The sequence below is a fragment of the Duganella dendranthematis genome, assembly GCF_012849375.1.
Classification (GTDB): domain Bacteria; phylum Pseudomonadota; class Gammaproteobacteria; order Burkholderiales; family Burkholderiaceae_D; genus Rugamonas; species Rugamonas dendranthematis.
The window spans coordinates 3871276-3896165 of record NZ_CP051684.1 but is presented as its reverse complement, the minus strand read 5'-3'; the positions used below and the strand labels follow the sequence as shown (position 1 = coordinate 3896165).

At 62.6% G+C, this 24890-nt stretch carries 16 protein-coding genes; 5 read left to right on the top strand and 11 right to left on the bottom strand.

Annotation, left to right across the window (positions count from 1 at the left end; genetic code table 11):
* Nucleotides 1-61: 61 nt before the first annotated feature.
* The 5 genes from infB to scpB form a co-directional block, all read right to left on the bottom strand.
* Nucleotides 62-2950 (bottom strand): translation initiation factor IF-2, encoded by a 2889-nt coding sequence (gene infB / locus HH213_RS17700; protein WP_169113079.1) that lies wholly within the window; start codon nucleotides 2948-2950, stop codon nucleotides 62-64.
* Nucleotides 2951-2996: 46 nt separating this feature from the next.
* Nucleotides 2997-4562 carry a transcription termination factor NusA gene (gene nusA / locus HH213_RS17695; RefSeq protein WP_110847054.1) on the bottom strand — a complete coding sequence of 522 codons (1566 nt, stop codon included), beginning with the start codon at nucleotides 4560-4562 and terminating at the stop codon, nucleotides 2997-2999.
* Nucleotides 4559-5047, bottom strand: coding sequence for a ribosome maturation factor RimP (rimP, locus tag HH213_RS17690; RefSeq protein ID WP_110847055.1), 489 nt, complete (start codon nucleotides 5045-5047; stop codon nucleotides 4559-4561). Before rimP ends, nusA begins: the two co-directional genes overlap by 4 nt.
* 334 nt (nucleotides 5048-5381) lie before the next feature.
* Nucleotides 5382-7595, bottom strand: a complete 2214-nt coding sequence (locus tag HH213_RS17685; protein ID WP_169113078.1) for a pseudouridine synthase — start codon at nucleotides 7593-7595, stop codon at nucleotides 5382-5384.
* Nucleotides 7582-8295: an SMC-Scp complex subunit ScpB gene (gene scpB / locus HH213_RS17680; RefSeq protein WP_161043751.1), complete on the bottom strand. Its 714-nt coding sequence runs from the start codon at nucleotides 8293-8295 to the stop codon at nucleotides 7582-7584. Before scpB ends, HH213_RS17685 begins: the two co-directional genes overlap by 14 nt.
* Before the next feature lie 115 nt (nucleotides 8296-8410).
* On the opposite strand from scpB, the gene HH213_RS30470 reads away from it, so the two are divergent.
* Entirely contained in the window at nucleotides 8411-8539 is a 129-nt protein-coding gene (locus HH213_RS30470; protein WP_255458127.1) for a hypothetical protein, read from the top strand.
* A gap of 19 nt (nucleotides 8540-8558) precedes the next feature.
* On the opposite strand, the gene HH213_RS17675 is transcribed toward HH213_RS30470, so the two are convergent.
* From HH213_RS17675 to HH213_RS17655, 5 genes are all read right to left on the bottom strand, one after another.
* Complete coding sequence (locus tag HH213_RS17675; RefSeq protein WP_169113077.1) at nucleotides 8559-9584, bottom strand: glucokinase; 1026 nt, start codon at nucleotides 9582-9584, stop codon at nucleotides 8559-8561.
* Between the two features lie 243 nt (nucleotides 9585-9827).
* Complete coding sequence (locus HH213_RS17670; RefSeq protein WP_110847059.1) at nucleotides 9828-10778, bottom strand: VTT domain-containing protein; 951 nt, start codon at nucleotides 10776-10778, stop codon at nucleotides 9828-9830.
* 25 nt (nucleotides 10779-10803) lie between these two features.
* Nucleotides 10804-12474: an ABC transporter ATP-binding protein gene (locus HH213_RS17665; RefSeq protein ID WP_169113076.1), complete on the bottom strand. Its 1671-nt coding sequence runs from the start codon at nucleotides 12472-12474 to the stop codon at nucleotides 10804-10806.
* The gene (locus HH213_RS17660) at nucleotides 12471-13454 is read right to left on the bottom strand and encodes an ABC transporter permease (RefSeq protein ID WP_169113075.1); all 984 of its coding nucleotides are present in this window, start codon (nucleotides 13452-13454) and stop codon (nucleotides 12471-12473) included. Before HH213_RS17660 ends, HH213_RS17665 begins: the two co-directional genes overlap by 4 nt.
* Nucleotides 13451-14371 (bottom strand): ABC transporter permease, encoded by a 921-nt coding sequence (locus tag HH213_RS17655; RefSeq protein ID WP_169113074.1) that lies wholly within the window; start codon nucleotides 14369-14371, stop codon nucleotides 13451-13453. The genes HH213_RS17660 and HH213_RS17655 overlap by 4 nt, the downstream gene beginning before the upstream one ends.
* Before the next feature lie 472 nt (nucleotides 14372-14843).
* Here HH213_RS17655 and HH213_RS17650 point away from each other — a divergent pair, with 472 nt between their 5' ends.
* From HH213_RS17650 to HH213_RS17645, 3 genes are all read left to right on the top strand, one after another.
* Entirely contained in the window at nucleotides 14844-17621 is a 2778-nt protein-coding gene (locus HH213_RS17650; protein WP_229263048.1) for a TonB-dependent receptor domain-containing protein, read from the top strand.
* Nucleotides 17622-17811: 190 nt separating this feature from the next.
* Nucleotides 17812-17943, top strand: coding sequence for a hypothetical protein (locus HH213_RS30465; protein WP_255458126.1), 132 nt, complete (start codon nucleotides 17812-17814; stop codon nucleotides 17941-17943).
* A 210-nt stretch (nucleotides 17944-18153) separates the two neighbouring features.
* A complete protein-coding gene (locus HH213_RS17645) occupies nucleotides 18154-20820 on the top strand; it encodes a TonB-dependent receptor (RefSeq protein WP_229263047.1) in 2667 nt (888 codons plus the stop codon).
* Between the two features lie 11 nt (nucleotides 20821-20831).
* On the opposite strand, the gene aroG is transcribed toward HH213_RS17645, so the two are convergent.
* Nucleotides 20832-21911 (bottom strand): 3-deoxy-7-phosphoheptulonate synthase AroG, encoded by a 1080-nt coding sequence (gene aroG / locus HH213_RS17640; RefSeq protein ID WP_110847065.1) that lies wholly within the window; start codon nucleotides 21909-21911, stop codon nucleotides 20832-20834.
* A 335-nt stretch (nucleotides 21912-22246) separates the two neighbouring features.
* Here aroG and HH213_RS17635 point away from each other — a divergent pair, with 335 nt between their 5' ends.
* Nucleotides 22247-24880 (top strand): TonB-dependent receptor, encoded by a 2634-nt coding sequence (locus HH213_RS17635; protein ID WP_169113072.1) that lies wholly within the window; start codon nucleotides 22247-22249, stop codon nucleotides 24878-24880.
* The last annotated feature ends 10 nt before the right edge of the window (nucleotides 24881-24890 follow it).

Genomic DNA, 24890 nt, shown 5'->3' with positions numbered 1-24890 from the left:
CAAGTGGACGGGAGCTGATGCCCCCGTCCACTTTACCAGATGCTGCTGTGTGCGTCCGAAATTACAGGGTACGAGCGATTTCCTGTACTTCGAACACTTCCAGGGAGTCGCCCACCTGGATGTCGTTGTAGTTCTTCAGCGACAGGCCGCACTCCAGACCGGCGCGTACTTCCTTGGCGTCGTCCTTGAAGCGTTTGAGCGAGTCGATTTCGCCAGTCCACACCACGATGTTGTTGCGCAGCAGGCGAACCGACGACGAACGTTTGACCACGCCATCGGTGACCAGGCAACCGGCAACCGCGCCGACTTTCGACACCAGGATAACCTGGCGTACTTCGACCTGACCGATAACGGTCTCGCGCTTCTCTGGCGCCAACATGCCCGACAACGCCGATTTGATCTCGTCGATCGCATCGTAAATGATGTTGTAGTAGCGAATGTCCACACCGTTCGACTCGGCCAGCTTGCGGGCCTGGGCATCAGCACGGGCGTTGAAGCCGATGATGACTGCTTTCGAGGCCACCGCCAGGTTGACGTCCGACTCGGTGATGCCACCGACCGCAGCGTGGACGATCTGGACCCGAACTTCCGAGGTCGACAGTTTCTGCAGCGAACTGACCAACGCTTCCTGCGAACCCTGCACGTCGGTCTTGACGATCAGCGGCAGGTTTTTGACTTCGCCTTCGGCCATCTGGCCGAACATGTTTTCCAGCTTCGCCGCTTGCTGCTTGGCCAGTTTCACGTCGCGGAACTTACCTTGACGGAACAGACCAATTTCACGTGCTTTACGCTCGTCGGCCATGACCATGACTTCTTCACCGGCTTGCGGCACTTCGGTCAGACCCTGGATTTCGACCGGAATCGATGGACCCGCTTCGTTGATCGGCTTGCCGTTCTCATCCAGCATCGCACGAACGCGACCGAAGGACGAACCCGCCAGAATCACGTCGCCGCGTTTCAGCGTACCGGACTGCACCAGCACGGTCGCAACCGGACCCTTGCCTTTATCCAGACGGCCTTCGACCACCAGGCCACGGGCCGGCGCATCGATCGGCGCTTTCAGTTCCAGCACCTCGGCTTGCAGCAGCACTTGCTCCAGCAGGTTGTCGATGCCTTCGCCGGTCTTGGCCGATACCGGCACGAATGGCGATTCGCCACCGTATTCTTCCGGCACCACACTCTCGGCAACCAGTTCTTGCGTCACGCGGTCGACGTTGCCACCTGGTTTGTCGATCTTATTGATCGCCACCACCAGCGGTACACCGGCTGCTTTCGCGTGAGCGATCGCTTCTTTGGTCTGCGGCATCACGCCGTCGTCGGCTGCCACCACCAGGATCACGATGTCGGTCGCTTTCGCACCGCGGGCACGCATCGCCGTAAAGGCTTCGTGACCCGGCGTATCCAGGAAGGTGATCATGCCGCGCGGGGTGTCCACGTGGTATGCGCCGATGTGCTGGGTAATGCCGCCGGCTTCGCCCGACGCCACTTTGGCGCGGCGGATGTAATCCAGCAGCGAGGTCTTACCGTGGTCGACGTGACCCATGACGGTGACCACCGGTGCGCGCGGCACCGATTCAAAGTGCGCATGCTCGCCCTGGTCGGCCAGGATCGCTTCCGGATCGTCCATCTCGGCAGCGTGGGCTTTGTGACCCATCTCCTCGACCACGATCATCGCGGTTTCCTGATCCAGCACCTGGTTGATGGTGCACATCTGGCCCAGCTTCATCAGCTGCTTAATGACTTCGGACGCCTTGACCGACATCTTGTGCGCCAGTTCGGCCACGGTGATGGTTTCCGGTACGTGCACGTCTTTGATGACGGCTTCGGTCGGGGCCTGGAAGTTGGTCTCGCGATCATCCGACTGATGATGACGACGACCGCCGCCCTTGCCACCGCGCCAGCTGTCGCGACCGGTGCCGGCGCCTGGACCGCTACGGCCTTTGTTCGGGCCGCCTGGTGCGCCACGTTTCTTGGCGTCGTCCGACCAGGTCGACGACACATTGGCCGACTTGATCGATTTCTTGTCCGCAGTGCCGACCGCAGGTTTCTTGTCGCCTGGCTTGTCGCCCGGCTTGGCGGTCGCGCCGGTGGCTGGCTTGTGCAGCGTGCCTTCGGCGACTTTCGGCTTGACTGGCGCAGGCGCAGGCTCAGGCGCCTTGATGGCGCGGCGTGGCGCGTTCATCATGGCCTTGATCTGGGCCACTTCGTCGGCAACAGCCTGACGGGCGCGCTCAGTGGCAGCGGCTTGATCAGCAGCTTCCTTGGCGACGATAGCAGCCTTTTTCTTGGCTTCTTCGGCAGCAGCTTTTTTCTTCGCGTCTTCCGCCGCGGTGTCGACCGCAGGCGCGGCCGGCGCAGCCGAAGTCGGCGCAGCAGTCGCGGCCTTGGCGGCGGCGGCAGCTTTCTTGGCTTCTTCCTTGGCTTCGGCTTCCGCTTCCTTCTTGGCGGCGGCGGCGGCTTCGGCGTTGGCTTTGTCCTGGGCGGCTTTATCCGCTTCCAGCTTGGCCAGACGCTCCTGCTTTTCGCGCAGTTCCGCTTCCTGACGGGCGATCAGTTCAGCTTGTTTCTTGACGTCCTCTTCGCGGCGTGCGACTTCGGCCGCATCGACCACGGGCGCAGGCGCTGGCGCCGGCGTGGTGGTCAGCGGTTCGTCGCGCTGCACGAAGGTACGCGTCTTCTTGACGGCGACCTGGATGGTGCGGGCCTTGCCATTGGCGTCGGCCTGCTTGATCTCGGTGGTTTCCTTGCGCGTCAGCGTAATTTTCTTCTTCTCTTCAGCACCGGCGCCATGGGTACGGCGCAGGTGATCGAGCAGCTTATCCTTATCCTCTTTCGACAATGGATCTGACGCCGAACTTTTTTCGACGCCGGCAGAACGCAGCTGCGTCAGCAGCAAGTCTGCAGGCATCTTCAGTTCGGTGGCAAATTGGGCTACGTTGTTACTCGCCATTCAGTCCTCTTTTCTATGTGTCGCGGAGATGATAAAAATAATCAAATTAAGCCTTTGCAGATTCAGTCAGACTCCAGGCCTTGGCTTGCAAGCCTTTGGCACGGTCGTCGTACTTCGCATCAACCAACTTCATCTCATCGTCGGTCACATCTTCAAATTCACTCGTAATCAGTGCGCGTGCACGGTCAGACGACAGGGCCAGAATGGCGCCGAACTCGTCATAAGCCAGGCCGGCAAACGCTTCTACCGTTTTGATACCAGCCAGGCCCAGCTTGCCGGCGGTGATGCGGTCCATACCTTCCAGACCGACCAGCGCCTCGTCCATGCCTTCCAGGCCTTCTTCCGAAGCGATCGCTTCGGTAACCAGGGCGTCACGGGCGCGGGTGCGCAGTTCGTTGACCGTATCTTCGTCAAACGATTCGATTTCCAACATTTCGGAGATCGGCACGTAGGCGATTTCTTCCAGGCTGGCAAAGCCTTCTTCCACCAGGATGTCGGCCACTTCCTGGTCGACATCCAATTTTTCCATGAACAGCGCGCGAATCGCGGCGGTTTCCTGGGCTGCCTTGTCGGCCGATTCCTCGGCCGTCATGATGTTAATTTTCCAGCCGGTCAGATCGGACGCCAGGCGCACGTTCTGGCCCGAGCGGCCGATGGCGATGGCCAGGTTTTCCTCGTCCACCACCACGTCCATGGCGTGCTTCTCTTCGTCAACGACGATCGAGGACACATTGGCCGGGGCCAGTGCGCCGATGACGAACTGCGCCGGATCTTCCGACCACAGCACGATGTCGACGCGCTCGCCGCCCAGCTCACCGGTCACGGCCTGCACGCGCGAACCGCGCATGCCGACGCAGGTACCGATCGGGTCGATGCGTTTGTCGGCCGTGTAGACCGCGATCTTGGCGCGCACGCCAGCGTCGCGCGCCGCCGATTTAATTTCCAGCATGCCCTGTTCGATTTCCGGCACTTCCAGCTCGAACAGCTTGGCGATGAATTCCGGCGCGGTGCGCGACAAGATCACTTGCGGGCCGCGCATATTGCGGTCAACGCGCAGGATGTAAGCCCGCACGCGGTCGCCGATACGCAGATTCTCTTTCGGGATCATCTGGTCGCGTGGCAGGCGGGCTTCGATCTTGCCCGATTCCACGATGGCGTCGCCGCGCTCCATGCGCTTGATGGTGCCGGTGACCAGCGAGTCGCCGCGTTCCAGGAAGTCGGCCAGGATCTGTTCACGTTCAGCATCACGCACGCGCTGCAGGACCACCTGTTTGGTGTCTTGCGCGAAGCGGCGGCCGAATTCCACGGATTCGATCGGCTCTTCGATGTGGTCGTCCACTTCGATATCGGCGATCTGTTCCTTGGCTTCGAAATGCAGGATTTCCTGGTCCGGCAGTTGCAGGCCAGCTTCATCCGGCACCACGTGCCAGCGGCGGAAGGATTCGAACTCACCCGACTCGCGGTCGATCGAAACGCGGATGTCTACTTCACCCTCATACCGTTTCTTCGTGGCTTGCGCCAACGCGAATTCCAGTGCGCCGAAAACGACATCTTTATCGACGTTCTTCTCACGCGCCAGCGCGTCTACCAATAACAAAACTTCGCGACTCATGCTTTGCGTCCCTTAAAATCCACCTGCGGCACCAAGCGTGCCTTATCCACATCGGCGAGCGTAAAATCCAACTGCGCCGGACCTTCATTACTTTCAAATTCCAACGACAAATTCTCGCCGACGGGTTCCAGCAGGACACCCGTGAACGATTTCCGGTTGTTCGTACCCGGCATGGCTGCGCGCAGTTTGATCACGACTTCACTGCCGGCAAAACGGCTGAAATCGGACAGCTTGCGCAGCGGACGATCGAGGCCCGGCGACGAGATTTCGAGACGCTCGTAATTCACGTTCTCGACCGTCAGCACGTGCGACAACTGATGGCTGACCGTGGCGCAATCTTCCACGGTGATCATGCCTTTTTCTTCGGCATCTTCCGCGTTGAAATCGATAAACACGCGCAGCAGTCCGCGCTCGGCCCGTTCGACATCAACTAGCTCGTAGCCCAGACCGACAACGGTCTTTTCAATTAAATCCAGAAGCTGCAAGAAATTCTCCAGTCCAAGGCTTGTTTATATGGTGCAAAACAAGCCGTTTAAAACGGTTCAACAAAAAAAAAATGGGCATCTGCCCATCTTTCTAAAACACCCAGCCAGATGAAGAGTTCCGCTGCGAGACGCAATTGGAACTTCTACTAGGCTGCATATTATAACCTTATATGAAGTTCGCTGCAATGCCGCACAGGCGGCATAGCAGACTTACAACAAGGCGAAAGCTGCCTGAGGTTGCTTCAAAATGCACGCAGCGAGGCGCGGCGACGAAGGCAGTGCACCTGCACGACGAGGAGCCGCAACGAAGCTGCGGGCTTTTTGAAGCGACCTCTCAGCCTTTGCGGCGACGTGGCATGCCATGATCGGCAGCACCGCCGCGCGGCGGTTGGCCACGGCGCGGCGCGCCACTGGATGCGCCGAAACCGAAGGTGGTTTGCAGCGGATCCGGCTGACGCGGACCACGGCTCGGACCCTTGGCTTGCTGACCACGTGGCTGACCCTGGCCGCCCTGGCCCTGACCGCCCTGACCTTGCGGACGACCGCCCTGACCTTGCGCGCGCGGCGCCGGGCCTTCGCCCAGCGGACGGCCGCCGGCGTAACCGCCGATACCCTGCGGACGACCACCCGGACGGCTGGACGTCTGCCCCTGGCCGCCTTGGCCAGCCGGACGACCTTTGCCGCCGCGACCGGCATTGCCGCCGCCGGCGCCACCGCCAAAACCACCACCCTGGCCACGACCGCCGTTGCGGGCTGGCTTGCCGAATGGCAACGCGTTGGCGTTGCTGGTGTCGGCGCGGTTGAAGTTCGGCTCGTTCTCGTCATCTTCGTCGTCATCGTCGAAGTCACGCTCGTCGCGACGGTTACCGCGTTCAATATGCTGATCGCCCTGACCGTTGCGGCCGCGCTTTTCCGGCCCCTTGTTCTGGGCAGGCTTGGCTTGCTGCTGGCCCTTGCCGCGCGGCGCGGCGGCAGCCGCAGCTGGCGCAGGCGCATCGCCACCACCTTTTTTCTCGATGCTGTAGGCAGCCATCAGGCCGCGCACCGCATTCTCTTCCATCTCTTCCCAGCGGCCGCGTTTCAGGCTGCTTGGCAAGGTCATCGCGCCGTAACGGGTACGGATCAGACGCGACACGGTCAGGCCGATCGCTTCAAACATGCGGCGCACTTCGCGGTTACGGCCTTCGCCGATGATCACGCGGTACCACTTGTTGATGCCCTCACCGCCGCCGTCGGCGATCTTGGAGAACTGCGCCACGCCGTCTTCCAGCTCGACGCCGCCCAGCAGTTTCTGGCGCATGCCTTCTTCCAGCGGCCCCAGGGTACGCACCGCGTATTCGCGGTCGATGCCGTAGCGCGGGTGCATCAGGCGGTTCGCCAGGTCACCGGAGGTGGTGAACAGCAGCAGGCCTTCGGTATTGAAGTCGAGGCGACCAACGGCCAGCCATTTACCAGCCTTCATGGTCGGCAGGCGATCGAACACCGATGGGCGGCCATCCGGATCATCCATCGAGACGATCTCGCCGGCTGGCTTGTGGTACACCAGCACGCGCGGCGGCTTCTTGCTGACGCGGCGCTGGATCAGTTTGCCATTGATGCGCACAGCATCGGTCGGCAGGATGCGCTGGCCGATGTGGGCCGGCTCGCCGTTGACCGACACGCGGCCGGAAACGATCAGCTCTTCCATGTCGCGGCGCGAACCCAGGCCGGCTTCCGCCAGCACCTTGTGCAGCTTTGGCGCATCGTCATCCGCCGTCAGGTCGCGGCGGGCCGCTTTCTGTGGCTGGCGACCCTTGCTGTCGTCACTGTCGAACGCGTCCGACGTCACGTAGGAGAACGCGGCATCCGCGTCGTTTGGCTTGCCGCCGGCGTTCTGACCGCCGCGCTGCTTGCCGTTCTTGCCGCCGTTGCGCGGCGGCTTGCCGTTGCGCGCATTGTTGCGGTCGCCGCGCTCGTGGCGTGGTTTGCCGTCGGTAGCGGCTGGTGCTGCACCTTCGGCGCCCTCAACCCCGCTCGGCGCTTGCGCCTCGCCCGCTTCAACGGCGACTGGCTCAGGACGCGGGTTCAGCGCCTCACGGACAGCGCGCTGTTCGCGCATCTGGCGCGGACCACGTGGACGCTGCTGGCGCTCAACGCGCTCACCGGCCTCGGCCGGCGCTGCATCAGCGGCAGGCGCCGATGCCGGCGCGGCGGATGCCTCGGCGACAACCGCATCAGCGGCTGGTGCGGCTTTCTTTGCTCGCGGCTTGGCGGCTGGCTTGGCGGCCGGCTCGGCAGCTGCTGCTTCCGCTGCCGGTGCGGCGGCTTCCACGGCGACGTCGGCTTTCTTGGCGCGCGCTTTTTTCACTGGCGCCAGCGTGTTGGAAGCGACTGCTTCAGCAGCTTCCGCTTTTGGCTTGGCCTTGGCTTTCGGCTTGGCGGCTGGCGCGTCACCGGAAGTGGCGGCGGCAGCGTCGGCCTCGATTTGGGCTTTGGTACGGCGCTTAGGCTTGGCGACTACGTCCGCCGCGGGTGCGTCGATGATCTCTGGGGTATCAGGTTTGTTCATTATTCGTTTCTTGGTTGTGCTCAGCGTCAACCGTTAAATCTGGCGCAGGGCCGGGTTCTTGCTCAATGTCCGCATGGTCGGCACCGTCCTGCTGCGCCGCTTTCTCAAAGTTCTCTTGCAGAGCCGCTTCCAGGGTTTCCATCGCGTTCTGACCATCACTGATTTGCTGCAACGGCGGCAGCTGGGACAGCGAATTCAAGCCCAAATCATCTAAAAACTGTTTGGTGGTGCCCAGCAAGGCTGGACGGCCGACCACATCGCGATAACCGATGGCGTCGACCCAACCACGGTCTTCCAGCATCTTGATCGTCTGCGAATTGACGGCCACGCCACGGATTTCCTCGATGTCGCCGCGCGTCACCGGCTGGCGATAGGCGATGATGGCCAGGGTTTCCAGCGTGGCCCGCGAATACTTCGGCGGCTTTTCCGGATTCAGCCGTTCAAGATACAGCTTCATCTCCGGCCGGCTCTGGAAGCGCCAGCCGGTCGACAGGCTGATTACCTCGACGCCCTTGCCGGCCCAGTCCAGCCGCAATTCTTCCAACAATTCCTTGATCGTATCGGCGCCTACACCGGGGCCGCGCGGCCGGTCCTGATCGTCCAGCTCGACAAACAGTTTTTTCAGACTGTGGATCGACAACGGCTCACGGGCGCATAGCAAGGCGGTTTCGAGGACTTTTTTAGCCTCAACTGTATCCATAAGCAAAATCGAAAGAAATCAATCACATTCAGTGAGTCAATGACACGTGCGGGAGGACTCGCTGAACTGCTTTTCCGACACCAAGGCCTATGCGCACCCGGCGGGAAGGAGGGACTTGCCGGCAACCGCCGAAGCTGTTGCTTTCTACGTAAAACGTGGGCAGGAAGCCAGACGTTTCATCCAACAACGCGAATTGTACCTGATAAAAGCACAAAAAGCGCATTTCACCGACATCGAAATGTAACGGAAGCTGGCAATCTAACTTACACGGCGGCAAGTCGATCCGAAAGAATGGCAGAAACGCCAACAAATGCCGGGTATTCCGCAGTAATCACCCAGGTCGGCACCGCCGCCAGGTATTTGTCGAAACGGCCTTTGGCTTCAAAGCGGGCACGGAAACCGGAGCGGTCGAAACGCTCGCCCAGCTTCGGGACGATGCCGCCGCCAATATAGATACCGCCCTGCGCACCTAACGTGACGGCGATATTGCCGGCAATCGTACCCAGCATGCAGCAGAACGCCTCGATGACTTCGTCGCACAGTGCGCATTCGCCGGACAGCGCGCGGCGCGAGATTTCGGCGGCGCTCAGCTTTTCCGCCGGCAGGTCGCCGATATCGGCCAGCGCGCGGTAGATCAGTTCGATACCGGCGCCGGACATCAGGCGCTCGGCCGACACGTGTTCAAATTCTTTCCATGCAAATTGCAGGATCGCCAGTTCGGTCGGATTGGCTGGCGAGAAGGTCACGTGGCCGCCTTCGCTCAGCAGCGCGGTCCAGCCGTCCTTGCCTGGAATCAAACCGGAGACACCGAGACCGGTGCCGGCGCCGATCAGGCCCAGCGGGGTGCCCGGCACGCCGACGCCACCACCCACCTGATGCTTCTGCGTGGCCGACAGCTGCGGCAGCGAGCTGGCCAGCGCGGTGAAATCGTTGACCACCACCAGCGTGTCGAAGTTGACTTCGCGGCGCAGCGCCTCGATGGAGAACGCCCAGTGGTGATTGGTCATGCGCACCATGTCGCCGGTAACCGGGTTGGCAATGGCGATGGCGCCGTTGCGGATACCGGTCACGCCAGCCTCGGCGACAACCGGCGAGGCCAGATACGCAACCAGGGCGGCGGCCAGGGTTGGATAGGCGGCGCACGCCAGCACTTCGATCGCTTCAATCCGGCCAGGTGCGGTTTCCAGCGCAAAGCGCGCGTTGGTGCCGCCGATGTCCGCCAGCAGACGCGGGCCACCAGGGAATACAGTGGTCAGGGAGGGAGGCGTTTGTACGGACTGAGCTGTCATGATTGAGCGAAAATAGTTGAGGCTTAAGCTTAAGGTAACTCGCCCCAACAGGCAAGCGAAGTTTGTAGTTTTAGTACAGTTTGCTACAGAAATTGGGAAATGCGGGAATTAGCCGCGTAGTATGACTACCGGCATGCTGGCGAGTGGACTTGACTGGCGGTAAAAGCGTGCGGCACCTGCGAAACCCGCAAGGCGCTGCGCCGGGGTCTGACCCCGGACGGGGTCAGACCCCTTCTGTTCGGGTTAGACCGACGCGGGCGTATCCTGCGGCAGCGACTCGCTGCGGAAAGCGGCATTCCACGCCTCCAGCCCGCCATGCAGCGGACGGGCGCGATGGAAGCCCTGCCCGATCAGGCTCTTGGCCACATGCGCGGCGGTCACGTCGTTGGGGCAGCTGCAATACACGATGATCGGCCGGCTCTTATCCAGGCCAACAATCTCCGCACTCAGCTCGCCGCCATTAAACAGCAGCGCGCCGGGCACGGCCGGGTCCAGCATTTGCGCCGTGGCGCTGCGGGCGTCGATCAGGATCGGCTCATGCCCCTGGTCCATTAGCTGCTTGAAGTCCTCGACGGTGATCCGGTCGATCTCCACCGACTGGCGGAAACGCTTGCGCTCGACATACTTAAACGCCACGAACAGGGCCAGCAACACCAGCAGCACGATCAACGCGGTCGAGCCCATCGTGCTGAGAATATCCAGCAACTGATCGACACTGGTATGGAAGAAGGCGCCGATGCCGATGCCGGTGCCGGCCCACAGCAAGCTGCCCATGACGCTGAAGCACAGGAAGGTGCCACGGCTGGTACCCAGCGCGCCGGCCAGCGGCGGCGCAATCACGTTAAACCCGGGGATGAACTTGGCGACGATCAGCGCCTTCGGACCCCAGCGCTTGAAATTGTCTTCCGTCTGGCTGACGCAGTAATCCGGCGACAGCGAAATCTTGCACAGCAGCTTGAGGATGCGCTTGCCGTAGAAACGGCCGGCGCGGAACCAGAAGCTGTCACTGATCAGACAGGCGAGCATGGCCACCGCCAGCACCGAGATCCACGGCGTGTCGCCATCGACCGACATGGCGCCGGCCACGATCAGAATCGGGAACGCAGGAATCGGCATGCCGATCTGTTCGACCAGCACAATCCCGAACACAATCAGGACGCCATATTCTTGGAGCAGGAGGATTAAATTCGCCATACAGATATCTTAACTTAAAAAACGCTTAACCGCTGCGGGGGATCGCCGCCAGCAAGGCCCGCGTGTAAGGATGTTGCGGGTTACGATACAACGCGTCGGCGTCGGCCAATTCCACGACTTGTCCTTGTTTCATCACCATCACCTGATCGGCCATGTACTTCACCACCGACAGGTCATGCGAGATGAAAATGTATGACAGGCCCAGCTCATCCTGCAAATCCTGCAGCAGGTTCAGCACCTGCGCCTGCACCGACACGTCCAGCGCCGACACCGACTCGTCGCACACCAGGATTTCCGGCTGCAAGGTCAGGCAGCGGGCGATGGCGATGCGCTGCCGCTGGCCGCCGGAGAACGCGTGCGGATAGCGGGACATGGCAGATGCGGGCAGTCCCACCTTTTCCAATAGCGCTAGCGCCATCGCCGTGCGCGCCTGCTCATCGGCGCCGATGCGGTGGATGCGCATCGGCTCAAGCAAAATATCGCCCACCGTGAAGCGCGGGTTCAGCGACGCATACGGATTCTGGAACACGATCTGGATGCGCCGCTTGTACGCCTGGAACTCCCGCGCGGACAGGCTGAGCAGGTCGCGACCATCGAACAGCACGCTGCCGCCGCTGGCCTGATGCAACCGCAACAAGGTCAGCCCGACCGTGGTCTTGCCGGAGCCGGACTCCCCTACCACGCCCAGCGTCTTGCCGCGCGCTAGCGTGAACGACACGTCCTTCACCGCGTGAAATTCGCGCTGGCGCCACCAGCCTTCACGCAGCGTGAAGTGCTTGCTGAGGTTGCGCACTTCTAGCAGCGGCATATCGTCCGGCGAAGCGCCGCGCCGGCGTTCGGGCTGCGGTGGCGGCGTCGCGCCGTCCAGATAATCGGCGATGACCGGCAGCCGCCACGGCCGCGCCTCCAGTGTCGGACGGCAATGCAGCAACGCCCGCGTGTAGGCGTCGGCCGGCTGTTGCAGCACTTGCTGCGCCGGTCCCGCCTCGCGCACCTCGCCGTGGCGCATGACGATGACGTGGTCGGCAATCTGCGCGACCAGCCCGAGATCGTGCGTAATAAACAGCACCGACATCGCCCGCCGCTTTTGCAGGCGCGCGATCAGCTCCATGATCTGCTGCTGGATAGTGACGTCGAGCGCGGTGGTCGGCTCGTCGGCGATCAGCAGCCGTGGTTCGCAAGCGATGGCCATGGCGATCATCACGCGCTGCTGCTGGCCGCCGGACAGTTCGTTCGGATACGCATCGATGCGGGCGGCCGGATCGGGAATGCCGACCTCCTCCAGCAATTCCGTCGTGCGGCGGCGCGCCTGGGCACGGCTCATGCCCATGTGCAGCTTGAGCACCTCGGCGATCTGCGCGCCGACCGTGAAGACCGGATTGAGCGACGACATCGGCTCCTGGAAAATCATGGCGATGTCCTTGCCGCACAGCGCGCGGCGCTGCTTGCCGTCCAGCGCCAGCAGCTCCCGGCCGTCAAAGCAGATACTGCTGGACGGATCGACCATCGCCGCCGCCGGATCGAGCAAGCCCATCACGGCCAGCGACGCCACCGACTTGCCGCTGCCCGACTCACCCACCAGCGCCACGGTGGCGTTGTGCGGCACGCTGAAGCTGACGCCCTTGAGCGCCTCGGTAGTGCTGTGGCGGTCAAGGCGGAAGGCGACGCGCAGGTTGCGTACTTCGAGCAAGCTCATGATTTCACCTTGGGGTCGAGGGCGTCGCGCAGCGCGTCGGTGAACAGCGAGAACGCCGTCACCAGCACGGCCATGGCGCTGGCCGCCGCCGCCAGTTGCCACCAGCGTCCCAGCAGCAACTCGTTCTGCGCCTCGTTCAGCATGCTGCCCCACGAGACGGTGCCAACCGGCACGCCAAAGCCGAGGAAGCTCAGGATCACTTCCGCCTTGATGAAGCCGACCACCAGGATCGACAGCTGCACCAGCGCCACATGGCTGACGTTGGGGAAAATATGCGTGAACATGCGGCGCCAGTGCGAGGCACCGATGGCGTCGGCGGCCAGCACGTACTCGCGCGTCTTGTGCTTCAGGTATTCGGCGCGGATCAGGCGGTACGGACCGGTCCAGCCGGTCAGGCCGAGAATCAGCACGATGGTCAGCACGCCCTTCTGTTGCAGCACCGCCGCCACGGCCAGGATCATCAGTACCGACGGAATTGCCGTGAACACGCTGTAGAACCAGTTGAATACATCGTCCACCACGCCGCCGCAGTAGCCGGACAGCGCGCCGAACAGCGAACCCAGCCCTACTGCCAGCGCGGCCGCCACCAGCCCGACCACAATCGAAGTCTGGCCGCCCTTGATGGTTTTCTTAATGACGTCGTGACCCCACTTGTCGGCGCCGAACGGCAAGGTCGCGCGCCGCTCAGCGCCGGCCGCGGGCCCGCGCGCCGTTAGTTGCGCGCGCAGTTCGCGGATATCCGCCGCCAGCGGATCGAAGGGATTGTCGGGCAAGGCTTGCTGCTGCGTGGCCGCTGCCGCCGCGGTGGCAGTGTCAGCACCCAGGAAAGTTGGCGGGGCGTAGCTGACGCCGGCCTCCTCCTCCCAGTCTGCCGCGACCAGCCCGATGGCCGACAGCACCACCATCAGCAGGAACGCCGCCACTACCGCCAACGACGCCATCGCCACCCGGTCCGCGCGCAAGCGCTGCCAGGCCGTCATGCGAGTTTCACCCGTGGATCGACCGCCTGGTACAGCAGATCGGTCAGCAGATTGAACACCATCGTGGCAACCGCCACGTACACCGTAATCGCCTTAATCACCGGAAAATCGCTGCGCTCGACCGCCAGGATCACCTCCCTGCCGATGCCCGGAATGCCAAAGAAACGCTCCAGCAAAAACGCGCCGATGAACAAGGCCGGCAGGTTGGACATCACATGCGTCAGGATCGGAATCGCCGCGTTGCGCAGCACGTGCACCCACATCACGCGCCGCTCGCTCAGCCCCTTGGCGCGCGCCGTACGCACATAATCCTGCCCCACCTCATCCAGCACAAAGCTGCGGAACAGGCGCAAGGTCGGCGCCAGCGACACCGCCAGCCCGATCAGGATCGGCAGCACCGCATAGCGCCAGCCGCCCCAGCCCTGCACCGGAAACCAGCCCAGCCGATACGCCAGTCCGTACTGGCACACGATGATGTAGACCAGGATGCTGATCGACATCCCCACCGTACAGGCCAGCATCAGCGCGCGGTCGGTCAGCGAACCGCGCACAAAGGCGACCGCCAGTGCCAGCGCGATGCCGATGCCGGTTTCCAGCACCGTCAGCGGCGCCAGCACCGCCAGCGACGGCCCCAGCCGGGTGACGATCAGCTCGGCAACCGGCTCACCGGTGGCCCAGCTCAGACCGAAATCAAAACTGGCGATCTGCTTGATGAAAATCCACAACTGCACGTAATACGGCTGATCCACACCCAGCTGGCGACGGATATTGGCGATGCTGTCCGCATCCGCCATTTTGCCTGCCAGCAAATAAGCCGGATCGCCGCCGACCCAGTTAAACAGCACGAACAGCAGCAGCACCACGCCCAGCATGGTCGGCAACATTTGCCATAGGCGGCGAATTATGTAAGCAAACATGCAATCTCCGGTGAGGTTGCAAGGCTACATGATTTTACCTGTGTGGGGCTAATGCAACGAAATGTAACAACATGAACGTGGATTAACAGAAATTTACATTCACCAAACGAGTGCACGCGCCTTGCGGCACACAATATTTTTACTCACTTTTAAATCACAACCCTGTCTTTCTTTCGACGCGCTAACGCGGCTCACCAAATTAGAGCGCGTCCTTCCCGCATTTGAGGCGCGCTGATCCCGCCTCGACTGACGGCGACCTTTCATGCTCGTAAGGGTTTCCACATTGACAGTAATTTGTCCCAAATGTTCATATGAATTAACGAAAGGGATGGACACGTCCTCATTCGGATAAAAAAAATTACACACATACACCCGTTGTTTATCGTTTTAATTGGGAGCTACATCAATGATGGTTGAAACCGTATTATCGCGGTCGGTCCGCCTCATCTGCGCCAGTGGTCTGGCGCTCGGCATGCACACCGCCCTGGCCCAAAGCACGGACGACGCACCGATCCAGCGCGTGGAAATCACCGGTTCGAGCATTAAACGCATCAGCGCCGAAGGCGCACTGCCGGTGCAAACCCTGTCGAAATTGCAGATCGAACAGAGCGGCGCCACCAACGTGGCCGACCTGATCGCCACGCTGCCATCGATGCAAGGCTTCACCACCTCGTCGATGTCGGTCAACGGCGGTGGCGGCGGTCTGCAAACGGCCTCGATCCACGCCATCGGCGAAGGCTACACGCTGGTGCTGTTGAACGGCCGCCGCCTGGCGCCGTCCACCTCCGGTTCCACCGTCAACCTGGCCAGCATCCCGCTGGCGGCCGTCGAACGCGTCGAAATCCTGACCGACGGCGCCAACACCCTGTACGGTTCCGACGCGATTGCCGGCGTGGTCAACTTCATCCTGAAGAAAAACCAGACCGACGCCATCATCGAAGCGTCCTACAACCAGCCGCGCAGCACCGGCGGCACCACCTCGACCGCCTCGATTTCCAAGGGCTGGGGCGACCTCGACAAAGACGGTTTCAACATCCTGCTGTCGGCTTCCCACGATGAAAGCACCGCCTCCTACGCCAAAGACCAGCCGTTCTCGCAAAGCGGCGTGATTCCGTTCTACGCCAACGGCAAGGCTTACAACCTTTACCAGCTGAGCTCGAACTCGATCCCCGGCACCGCCACCGTCAAATACACCAAGGCCGACGGCACCGCCAGCAGCGTGGCGTTCAGCCCTAACCTGCTGGCCACCGGCGCCTGTAACGGCGCGAACCTGTTCAAGGTCGGCAACCGCTGCCTGTACGACTACGCCGCCACCGTGGAAAACACGCCGGGCCTGAAGCGCGACAGCGGCTTCGCCTCGCTCAACATCAAGGTCAACGACAACACCAACTTCTTCGCCGAAGGCCTGATCTCGTCGTTCAGCAACACCGCGCAATACGCCGCCCCGGCGCAACCATTGGGCCTGCCATTGAGCAGCCCGCTGTACGCCAAGTACATCACGCCCTACCTGACCAAGCTGGGCGTGCCAGCCGGCGCCACCGTCAACAGCGTGACCATGAACCTGCGCCTGGTCGACGCCGGCGGCCGCGCCGACGAATACAAGACCGTCGCCAAGCACGCCGCCTTCGGCTTCGACGGCAGCTACAAGGGCTACGACTGGCGCGCCGCCTACACCCACTCGGAGAACAAGCAGACCGATACCGCCGCCGGCGGCTACATGTCGCTGAACATGTTCGACGCGCTGGTCGCGTCCGGCAAGTTCGACCCGTTCGCGCCATCGGGCAGCTCGCAGGCGGTGCTGGCCCCGGCCGTGCTGCATAACGAGTTCAACGTCACCAAGTCGAAGATCGATATGCTGCAGGCCAGCGCCTCGACCGAAGTGTTCAAGATGCCGGCCGGCGTCGCCCAGCTGGCGCTTGGCGCCGACTTCACCCAGCAGAAATATTCGGAAGCGCCGGATGCGTTCTCGCAGGGCCAGAACAAGCAGCAGCCCGACTTCACCGACGCCATCGTCGGCGGCGGCGCCGGCGCCCTGCCGATCGACGCCAAGCGCAACAACTGGGGTACCTACGGCGAGCTGCTGCTGCCGGTGCTGAAGAATATGGACCTGACGGTGTCCGGCCGTTACGATGACTTCAGCGCCGTCACCAATAACCAGAACTTCGACACCGACGGCAACCTGATTGCGCCGGGCAAGCAAGGTGAATCGGCCAGCAAGGCCACCTACAAAGTGGCGCTGCGCTGGAATCCGGTGGAATCGGTGCTGATCCGCGGTTCGTACGGCACCGGCTTCAAGGCGCCTACCATGACCAACATCGTCAAGCCGCTGGTCAACGGTGGTTCCTCGGCGTTCCACGCCTGCCCGATCACTTCGGCCAGCGACCCGCGCTTCAAGCTGTGCAACCCTGGCTCGTCGGAATACGGCCTGCTGTCCGGCGGCAACGCCGCCACCGGCGCCGGCGCGCTACGTCCGGAACAGTCGAAACAGGCCACGCTCGGCATCCGTATCGAACCGGTTAATAACCTGTCGATCGGCTTCGACTGGTGGGACGTGAAGCTGCGCGACCAGATCCAGACCCTGTCGGAAGACCTGGTGTTCAACAACCCTGCCGTGTACGACAGCCTGCTGCGCACCTACTTCGATCCGATCCAGAAGCAGAACGTGCTGGTCGCCGCACTGACGCCGTTTAACCTGGCCAGCTCGCACTACCAGGGCATCGACTGGGATCACAGCTACAAGGTCAAGACCGCGCTCGGCAAGGCCGCACTGCAGTGGACCGGCACCTTCATGACGAAAGCCGAGCAGACCACGCCCGGCACCGGCCTGGAGAAAAACATCGGCCGCTTCAACTCCTACTCGGAAGTGACCTTCCGCTGGATTTCCAAGCTGACCGCGTCGCTGAACACCGGCCGCTTCACCCATGCACTGACCGCCAACTACCACTCCGGCTACACCGACCAGGTGTACAACGAGGATGACTCGGTGGTGCGCGAAGTGCTGGCCGACGGTTCGCTGGGCAACTACGTGCCGATCACGCGCCAGGTGTCGTCGTACACCACCTTCGACTGGCAGACCAAGGCGCAACTGGGCAAGAATTTCACCCTGACCGGCGGCATCAAGAACCTGGCCGACATCGCCCCGCCATTTACCATTCGTAACGCCGGCGGCGGCAACCAGTCAGGCTACGACGGCCGTTATGCCGATCCGCTGGGTCGTCAGTTCTACCTGAATGGTTCCTACAAGTTCTAAACAAACGCAATAACAATACCTTTGGCCGGCGCACGCCGGCCTTTTTTATTATTCACACTGCGCATATCTCATATGCTCAGAGATATCCACTTTCGCTATGAAACGTATCAGAACATAGAATTATATTTATATCTGAGCTTCCTGTAATCTACACCCATCGACATTCACTGCAGTACACAGGAGAGCTTCCATGACCACCGCTACCGCCACCTACGCCGCCAAACCAGCCAAGCCAGCAACGACCCCATCGTGGAAACGCATCATCCGCCGCGCCTTCGAAACGCTGGGTAAGCACTACTCGCACGGCCCGTACATGCTGTAAAGCAGCCGCTGCAAAAAACATCAAGGGCCACACGGCCCTTTTTTTTCGTCGTTGTTTTTTACAAACAGATAATCTTTACATATTTGACACCCCACCGCAGGCAGTTAATTATCAGGCAATGGCTTCCTTACCGGCGGTCATAACCAGCCACCAACTTTCCATCAGGAAGTTGATTTGATAATAAGACGATTACGCTTTGGGAGTAGAGCAATGACGAAAGAGACTGTACTGTCCCGTTCCATGCGCCATATCTATGCGGGCGGCATGCTGGGCCTGGGACTGATCGCGCCGATGGCGCACGCACAAACCGACGCGCCGATGCAGCGGGTGGAAATCACCGGTTCGTCGATCAAGCGGCTGGCGGCCGAAACCGCCAATCCGCTAACCGTCATCAGGGCCGACGACTTCATCAAGCAGGGCCTGACCACGGCGCAGGAAGTACTGGACCGGATTCCGTCCAACAGCTCCAGCTTCGGCTCCAGCAACGTGGTGGGCGGCAACAGCTCCGGCCTGCCGACCGGCGGCCAGGCCAGCGCCGACTTGCGCGGCCTCGGCGGCGACAAGACGCTGGTGCTGCTGAACGGCCGCCGCATCGCCAATCACCCGTACGACGGCGCCAGTGTCGACCTCAACATCATCCCGGTGTCGGCGCTGGAGCGGGTCGAAGTGCTGCGCGACGGCGCCTCGGCCATCTACGGCACCGACGCCATCGGCGGCGTGATCAACTTCATCACCAAGCGCTCGGTGCAGACCACCACCATCACCGCCGAAGCCATCCTGCCACGCAAGGACGGCGCCGACGAGAAACGCGTCAACCTGTCGAGCGGCTTCGGCAACCTCGACACCGACGGCTACAACGTCTTCGGCGTGTTCGATTATCACAAGCTGGACATCCTGACCTCGCAGCAGCGCGACTTCTCCAAGACCGGCGTGATTCCCGACCGCGGCCTGAGCCTGACCTCCGGCACCACTTTCCCCGGCAACTACTTCGACCCGACCTCGGGCGCCACCGGCAATCCGTACTTTGCCGCCGGCTGCGACGCCCCGCTGTCGCTGCCGATCTCCAGCAACGGCACCTGCCGCCAGGATTACACGCGCCAGATCGACGACCTGCCGGAACAGAAGCAGACCTCATTCTTCGGCAAGGCCACCTTCAAGCTGAACGGCGACCACCTCGCGTCGATCGAATACCTGCACTCGGAAAACGACGTGGTGTCGCACACCGCGCCGCCGCCGCAAACCGGCCTGCTGCTGCCGATCACCAGCAAATACTATCCGGGCAATTCCGGCGGCGTGCCGGCGGTGGCCGGCCTGTCGGGCGACCCGCTGTCGGTCAACTGGCGACCGACCGAAGCCGGCCAGCGTGAGATCAACTCCAAGGGCGCGGCCGACCGCCTGGTGTTCAGCGCCGAAGGTCTGTTCAAGAGCTGGGACTACAAGGCCGGCTTCACGCTGTCGGAAAGCCGATCGGCGGAATACTTCACCAACGGCTACGTCAACGACGCCAAATTCGCCGCCGGCGTGGCCAACGGCATCCTCAATCCGTTCGGCAAGCAGGACGCCACCGGCGCCACCTACCTGGCGAGCACCGCGCTGCGCGGCCAGGTGCAGAACGGCAAGAGCCGCAACACCGGCATCGACGCCAAGGCCAGCCGCGACCTGATGGACCTGGCCGGCGGCAAGCTGGCGGTCGCCATCGGCGGCGAGCTGCGCCGCGAAGAAGCCGACTTCTTCGTCAATCGCGACATCGCCGGCCAGGCGTCGTCGTCCGGCCTGTCGGGTTCGCAATCGACCGACGGCGCCCGCACCATCAAGGCGATCTTCGGCGAGATCAACATGCCGCTGCTGCAGGACCTGGAAGTTAACCTGGCCGCCCGCTACGATGACTACAGCGACGTCGGCAGCACCACCAATCCGAAACTGGGCCTGCGTTACCAGCCGACCAAGGAAGTGCTGCTGCGCGGTTCGGCCTCGACCGGCTTCCGCGCGCCGACGCTGTTCGAGAAGAACGCGCCGCAGTCGAAGAACGATACCAACAACTCGTACAACGACCCGATCCTGTGCCCGGGCGGCGTGCTGTCGTCCAACCCGATCGCCAACCCGCTGCGCGACTGCGACCTGCAACAGTTCAAGCTGCAAGGCGGCAACCAGAACCTGAGCCCGGAAAAATCCAAGACCTTCTCGGTCGGCGTGGTGCTGGAGCCGGTGCCGCAAGCCACGGTGGCGATCGACTACTGGAACATCCGCCTGAAGGACAAGATCAACGCGCTGCCGGAAGAAGCCATCTATGGCGACTACGCGAAATACCAGGCGCGCTTCCTGCGCAATCCGGATGGTTCGCCGTATGCGATTCTGGACTTGAAGGAAAACCTGGGCAAGGTCAACACCGACGGTGTCGACGTCAGCGTCACGCTGCGTTCGGGTGCGACCCAGGCCGGCAATTTCACGCTGACGCTGGACGGCACTTATGTGCACAAGTATGAGTACCAGGACGAACGCGACGGTCCGTTCATCCAGAACGTCGGCCGGTATGCGGCCAACAATCCGGTATTCCGCTGGAAGCACAACCTGGCGCTGAACTGGCGTCTGGCTGACTGGAACGCGACGCTGGCGCAGTCCTTCAAATCCGGCTATACCGACCAGAACCTGGACATCGAGGACCAGTACCTGAACAAGGTGCCGTCGTATGCGCTATGGAATCTGAGCGGCAGCTACACCGGCTTCAAGGGCTTCATCCTGACCGCCGGCGTCAAGAACCTGCTGGACAAGGAGCCGCCGTTCTCCAACCAGGGCACCTTGTTCCAGAAGGGCTACGATCCGCGCTACACCGATCCGGTCGGCCGCGCGTTATACCTGCGCGGAACCTATAGCTTCTAGGACCAGGCAGCTTACTTGGCGGCCGCTTCGGCGGCTTGCGTCGCCAGACGGCGCTGACGCACGGCGGCCGCCAAGCCCTGCAGCACCTGCACGCTGCTGTCCCAGTCGATGCAGCCGTCGGTAATCGACTGACCGTACGTCAGCTCCTTGCCCGGCACCAGATCCTGCCGCCCCGCCACCAGGTGCGACTCCACCATCACGCCGACAATCCGCGTATCGCCCGCCGCCACCTGACCGCCGATATCGGCGCACACCGGCACCTGGTTCTCCGGCTTTTTAGAGCTATTCGCGTGCGACGCATCGATCATCAGACGCGGCGCCAGGCCCTGTCCGGCAATCGCCTTGCACGCCTCGTCCACACTGGCCGCATCGTAGTTCGGCGCCTTGCCGCCGCGCAGGATGATGTGGCAATCCTCATTGCCATTGGTCGACACAATCGCCGAATGGCCGCCTTTGGTCACCGACAGGAAATGGTGCGGCTGCGAGGCCGCCTTGATCGCATCCACTGCAATCCGCACATTGCCATCGGTGCCGTTCTTGAAGCCGACCGGGCACGACAGGCCAGACGCCAGCTCGCGGTGCACCTGCGACTCGGTGGTGCGGGCGCCGATCGCCCCCCACGAAATCAGGTCGGCGATGTACTGCGGCGAAATCACATCCAGGAACTCGGTGCCGGCCGGCAGGCCCAGTTCATTGATGTCGCGCAGCAGCTCGCGCGCCATGCGCAGGCCGTCGTTGATGCGGAAGCTGTTGTCCATGTACGGATCGTTGATCAGGCCCTTCCAGCCGACCGTGGTGCGCGGCTTTTCGAAGTACACGCGCATGACGATTTCCAGGTCGCCGGCCAGCTGCTGGCGCAGCGGCGCCAGCAGGCGCGCGTATTCCATCGCCGCCTTCGGATCGTGGATCGAGCACGGGCCGATCACCACCAGCAAGCGGTCGTCCTGGCCGTGCAGGATGCGGTGCAGCGCCACGCGGGCGTTGGCGGCAGTCTGCTCCGCTGCTTCCGTGCACGCAAACTCGCGGATCAGGTGGGACGGTGGCGTCAATTCCTTCATCTCGCGGATGCGTAAATCATCGGTACGGGGCATTGCTGTTCTCCAAGTGATCTAAAAACATGGGTAAAAAAAAACCGCCTCGGGAGGAGGCGGTTTTTTGAGGATTCTGCTGGGACTCGTCTTGCTTCTACGTGCACCGGCCGCTATCCACCGCCTGAAGGGTTGGAAAGCTAAAGTAAAACCAGCCGGTAAAGAAGAAGTGGGTCATGTCGGTCCGTAAAGTGTTCAACGACTATAACAACAACTTGCGCCGTTTGGCAAGCGCTTTATCGCGCACATCTGATGCAGATCAGGTTTCACCTAATTGAACACCGCAAAACTGAAAGGCTGCGCATGCATCCGCAATGCGGCTACTTCCCCGGAGAAACATGATGACCAAACGACTTTACACGCAGCTCGCCATGGCGTTGTTGGCGGCCAACGCCGCCGCCCAGACTACGGAACCGGAACCCACCATACAACGGGTGGAAATCACCGGCAGCTTGATCCGCCGCATCGCCAGCGAGACAGCACTGCCGCTGACCTCGATCCGCGCCGAAGACTTCGCGCGCCAAGGCATGACCACCGCCCAGCAGGTGCTCAACAGTATTCCGATGAACCAGACTTCGCTGTCCAGCGCGCAGTCGATCGGCTCCGGCACCGGCGGCCAGTCGCAGGCCGATTTGCGCGGCCTCGGCGGCGAGCGCACGCTGGTGCTGCTGAACGGCCGCCGCATCGCCGCCCACCCGATCATCGGCGACAGCGTCGACCTCAACGTAATTCCGCTGTCGGCGCTGGACCGGGTCGAAGTGCTGCGCGACGGCGCCTCGGCGGTGTACGGCAGCGACGCCATCGGCGGCGTCATCAACTTCATCACCAAGCGCCAGGTCAAGGGCGGCGAAGTGACGGTGGAAGCCTACCAGCCGCAGGAGGAAGGCGGCGGCAGCGAGCGCCGCCTCAACCTCAGCGGCGGCTTCGGCGACCTCGCCACCGACCGCTTCAACGTCTTCGGCGTGCTGGACGTGCACCGGCAACTGGCGCTGCCGGCCACCGCGCGGCCGTTCTCGGCCACCGGCGTGATCCCCAGCCGCGGCGTCAGCCAGACCAGCGGCACGCCCTTCCCCGCCAACTTCTTTTCCGACAACGGCATCAGCGGCAATCCCGGCTTCGCCAGCGGCTGCCTGCCGCCTTCGTCGATCCCCAACACCACCGGCTCACCGACCTGCCGCTACGACTACACGCGCGAAGTCGACGACATTCCCTACACCAAGCAGGAATCGTATCTGGGCCGGCTGTCGTACAAGCCGAGCGACGACCACACGCTGGCGCTGGAAGCGTTGCACGCGCGCAGCACCAACACCGCGCGGGTGGCGCCGCCGCCCTTGGCCGGCATCGGCCTGATCATGCACGGCGACAGTCCCTACTATCCGGGTGGCAGCGCCGGCGTGCCGGCCGTGGCCGGCCTGACCGGCGAAGACCTGGACATCAGCTGGCGGCCGCTGGTCACCGGCCGCCGCGCCGACTACTCCACCAGCACCGCCGACCGCCTGGTGCTGAGCGCCGAAGGCACGCTGCAAGGCTGGGACTATAGCGCCGGCCTGAGCCATTCGATCAGCCAGGCCGCCAGCGCCTTCGCCGGCGGCTACGTGATCGATCAGCGTATGATCGACGGCGTCGGCAGCGGGCTGCTCAATCCCTTCGGCGAGCAGAGCGCGGCCGGCCTGGCTTACCTTAACGACTCGCTGCTGATCGGCGAATACCTGCGCGCGCGCATGCGCTCGACCGCGCTCGACGCCCGCGCCAGCCGCGACCTGACGCAGCTGCAAGGCGGCGCACTCGGCTTCGCGCTGGGGGCCGAGGCGCGCAAGGAACGCGCGCTGTATTCCGTCAACCGCGCGCTGGCGTCGCAGGCTTCCAGCTCGGGCTTTGCCGACGCCCAGGACCAGTCGGGCGACCGCCGCATCTACGCACTGTTCGCCGAACTCAACGCCCCTGTCGTCAAGAACCTGGAACTCAACGCCGCCGCCCGTTTCGACCACTACAGCGACGTCGGCCGCAGCTTCACGCCGAAAATCAGCGCGCGCTACCAGCCGGTCACGCCGCTGCTGTTGCGGGCTTCGTGGAACCGCGGCTTCCGCGCGCCGACGCTGTTCGACCTGCACGGCCCGCAGACGGTGACCAACACCTCCGATCCGTGGAATGATCCGGTGCTGTGCCCGGGCGGCGTACCGGTGGCCGGCGCCAATCCCAACCTGTCGTGCGACCAGCAGCAGAACAAGCGCCAGGGCGGTAATCCGGACGTCAAGCCGGAGCGCTCCAAGACCTACAGCGCCGGGGTGGTGTTTGAGCCGGTGCGCGCGCTGACGCTGTCGCTCGACTACTGGAACATCCGCCTGCGCGACCAGATCAGCGCGCTGGCCGAGCAGACCGTGTTCAACGACTACGCCAAGTACCAGAGCCTGTTCCACTACAACGCCGCCGGCACCCGCCTCGACGATGTCTCGCTGATCACCAACAACCTGGGCGAAGTCAAGACCAGCGGCGTCGACGCCAGCGCGCTGTGGCGCATGCCGCAAGGGCCGTACGGCGCCGTCTCCTTGCAGGTCGACGGCACCTGGGTGCGCAACTACGATTACCAGAACGAGCGCGGCGGCGTGTTCACCGAGAATGTCGGCCGCTACGCCGACGCCACGCCGGTCTTCCGCTGGCGCCACAACGCCACCATCAGCTGGAACAAAGGGCCGTGGGGCGCCTCGCTGACCAACCGCTATATGTCCGGCTATACCGATCAGAACGGCGTCGATCCAGAGTTCTTCAACCAGGTCAAAGCGTATTCGGTGTGGTCGCTGTCGGGCAATTACACCGGCATCAAGCACGTCGATGTGACGGTGGGCGTGCGCAACCTGTTTGATGAAGACCCGCCGTTCACCAACCAGAGCACCACCTTCCAGCAGGGCTACGATCCGCGCTATACCGATCCGCTCGGCCGGACGTGGTATGCACGCATCACCTACAAGTTCTGACATAAATTTA

What these genes read in the sequence shown, in the direction of transcription:
- HH213_RS17685 (WP_169113078.1), bottom strand. Translation starts at nt 7,595, where the DNA reads ATGAACAAACCTGATACCCCAGAGATCATCGACGCACCCGCGGCGGAC.
- aroG (WP_110847065.1), bottom strand. Translation starts at nt 21,911, where the DNA reads ATGCCCCGTACCGATGATTTACGCATCCGCGAGATGAAGGAATTGACG.
- HH213_RS17635 (WP_169113072.1), top strand. Translation starts at nt 22,247, where the DNA reads ATGATGACCAAACGACTTTACACGCAGCTCGCCATGGCGTTGTTGGCG.
- infB (WP_169113079.1), bottom strand. Translation starts at nt 2,950, where the DNA reads ATGGCGAGTAACAACGTAGCCCAATTTGCCACCGAACTGAAGATGCCT.
- scpB (WP_161043751.1), bottom strand. Translation starts at nt 8,295, where the DNA reads ATGGATACAGTTGAGGCTAAAAAAGTCCTCGAAACCGCCTTGCTATGC.
- HH213_RS17675 (WP_169113077.1), bottom strand. Translation starts at nt 9,584, where the DNA reads ATGACAGCTCAGTCCGTACAAACGCCTCCCTCCCTGACCACTGTATTC.
- HH213_RS17670 (WP_110847059.1), bottom strand. Translation starts at nt 10,778, where the DNA reads ATGGCGAATTTAATCCTCCTGCTCCAAGAATATGGCGTCCTGATTGTG.
- nusA (WP_110847054.1), bottom strand. Translation starts at nt 4,562, where the DNA reads ATGAGTCGCGAAGTTTTGTTATTGGTAGACGCGCTGGCGCGTGAGAAG.
- HH213_RS17660 (WP_169113075.1), bottom strand. Translation starts at nt 13,454, where the DNA reads ATGACGGCCTGGCAGCGCTTGCGCGCGGACCGGGTGGCGATGGCGTCG.
- HH213_RS17645 (WP_229263047.1), top strand. Translation starts at nt 18,154, where the DNA reads ATGACGAAAGAGACTGTACTGTCCCGTTCCATGCGCCATATCTATGCG.
- HH213_RS30465 (WP_255458126.1), top strand. Translation starts at nt 17,812, where the DNA reads ATGACCACCGCTACCGCCACCTACGCCGCCAAACCAGCCAAGCCAGCA.
- HH213_RS17650 (WP_229263048.1), top strand. Translation starts at nt 14,844, where the DNA reads ATGCACACCGCCCTGGCCCAAAGCACGGACGACGCACCGATCCAGCGC.
- HH213_RS17655 (WP_169113074.1), bottom strand. Translation starts at nt 14,371, where the DNA reads ATGTTTGCTTACATAATTCGCCGCCTATGGCAAATGTTGCCGACCATG.
- HH213_RS17665 (WP_169113076.1), bottom strand. Translation starts at nt 12,474, where the DNA reads ATGAGCTTGCTCGAAGTACGCAACCTGCGCGTCGCCTTCCGCCTTGAC.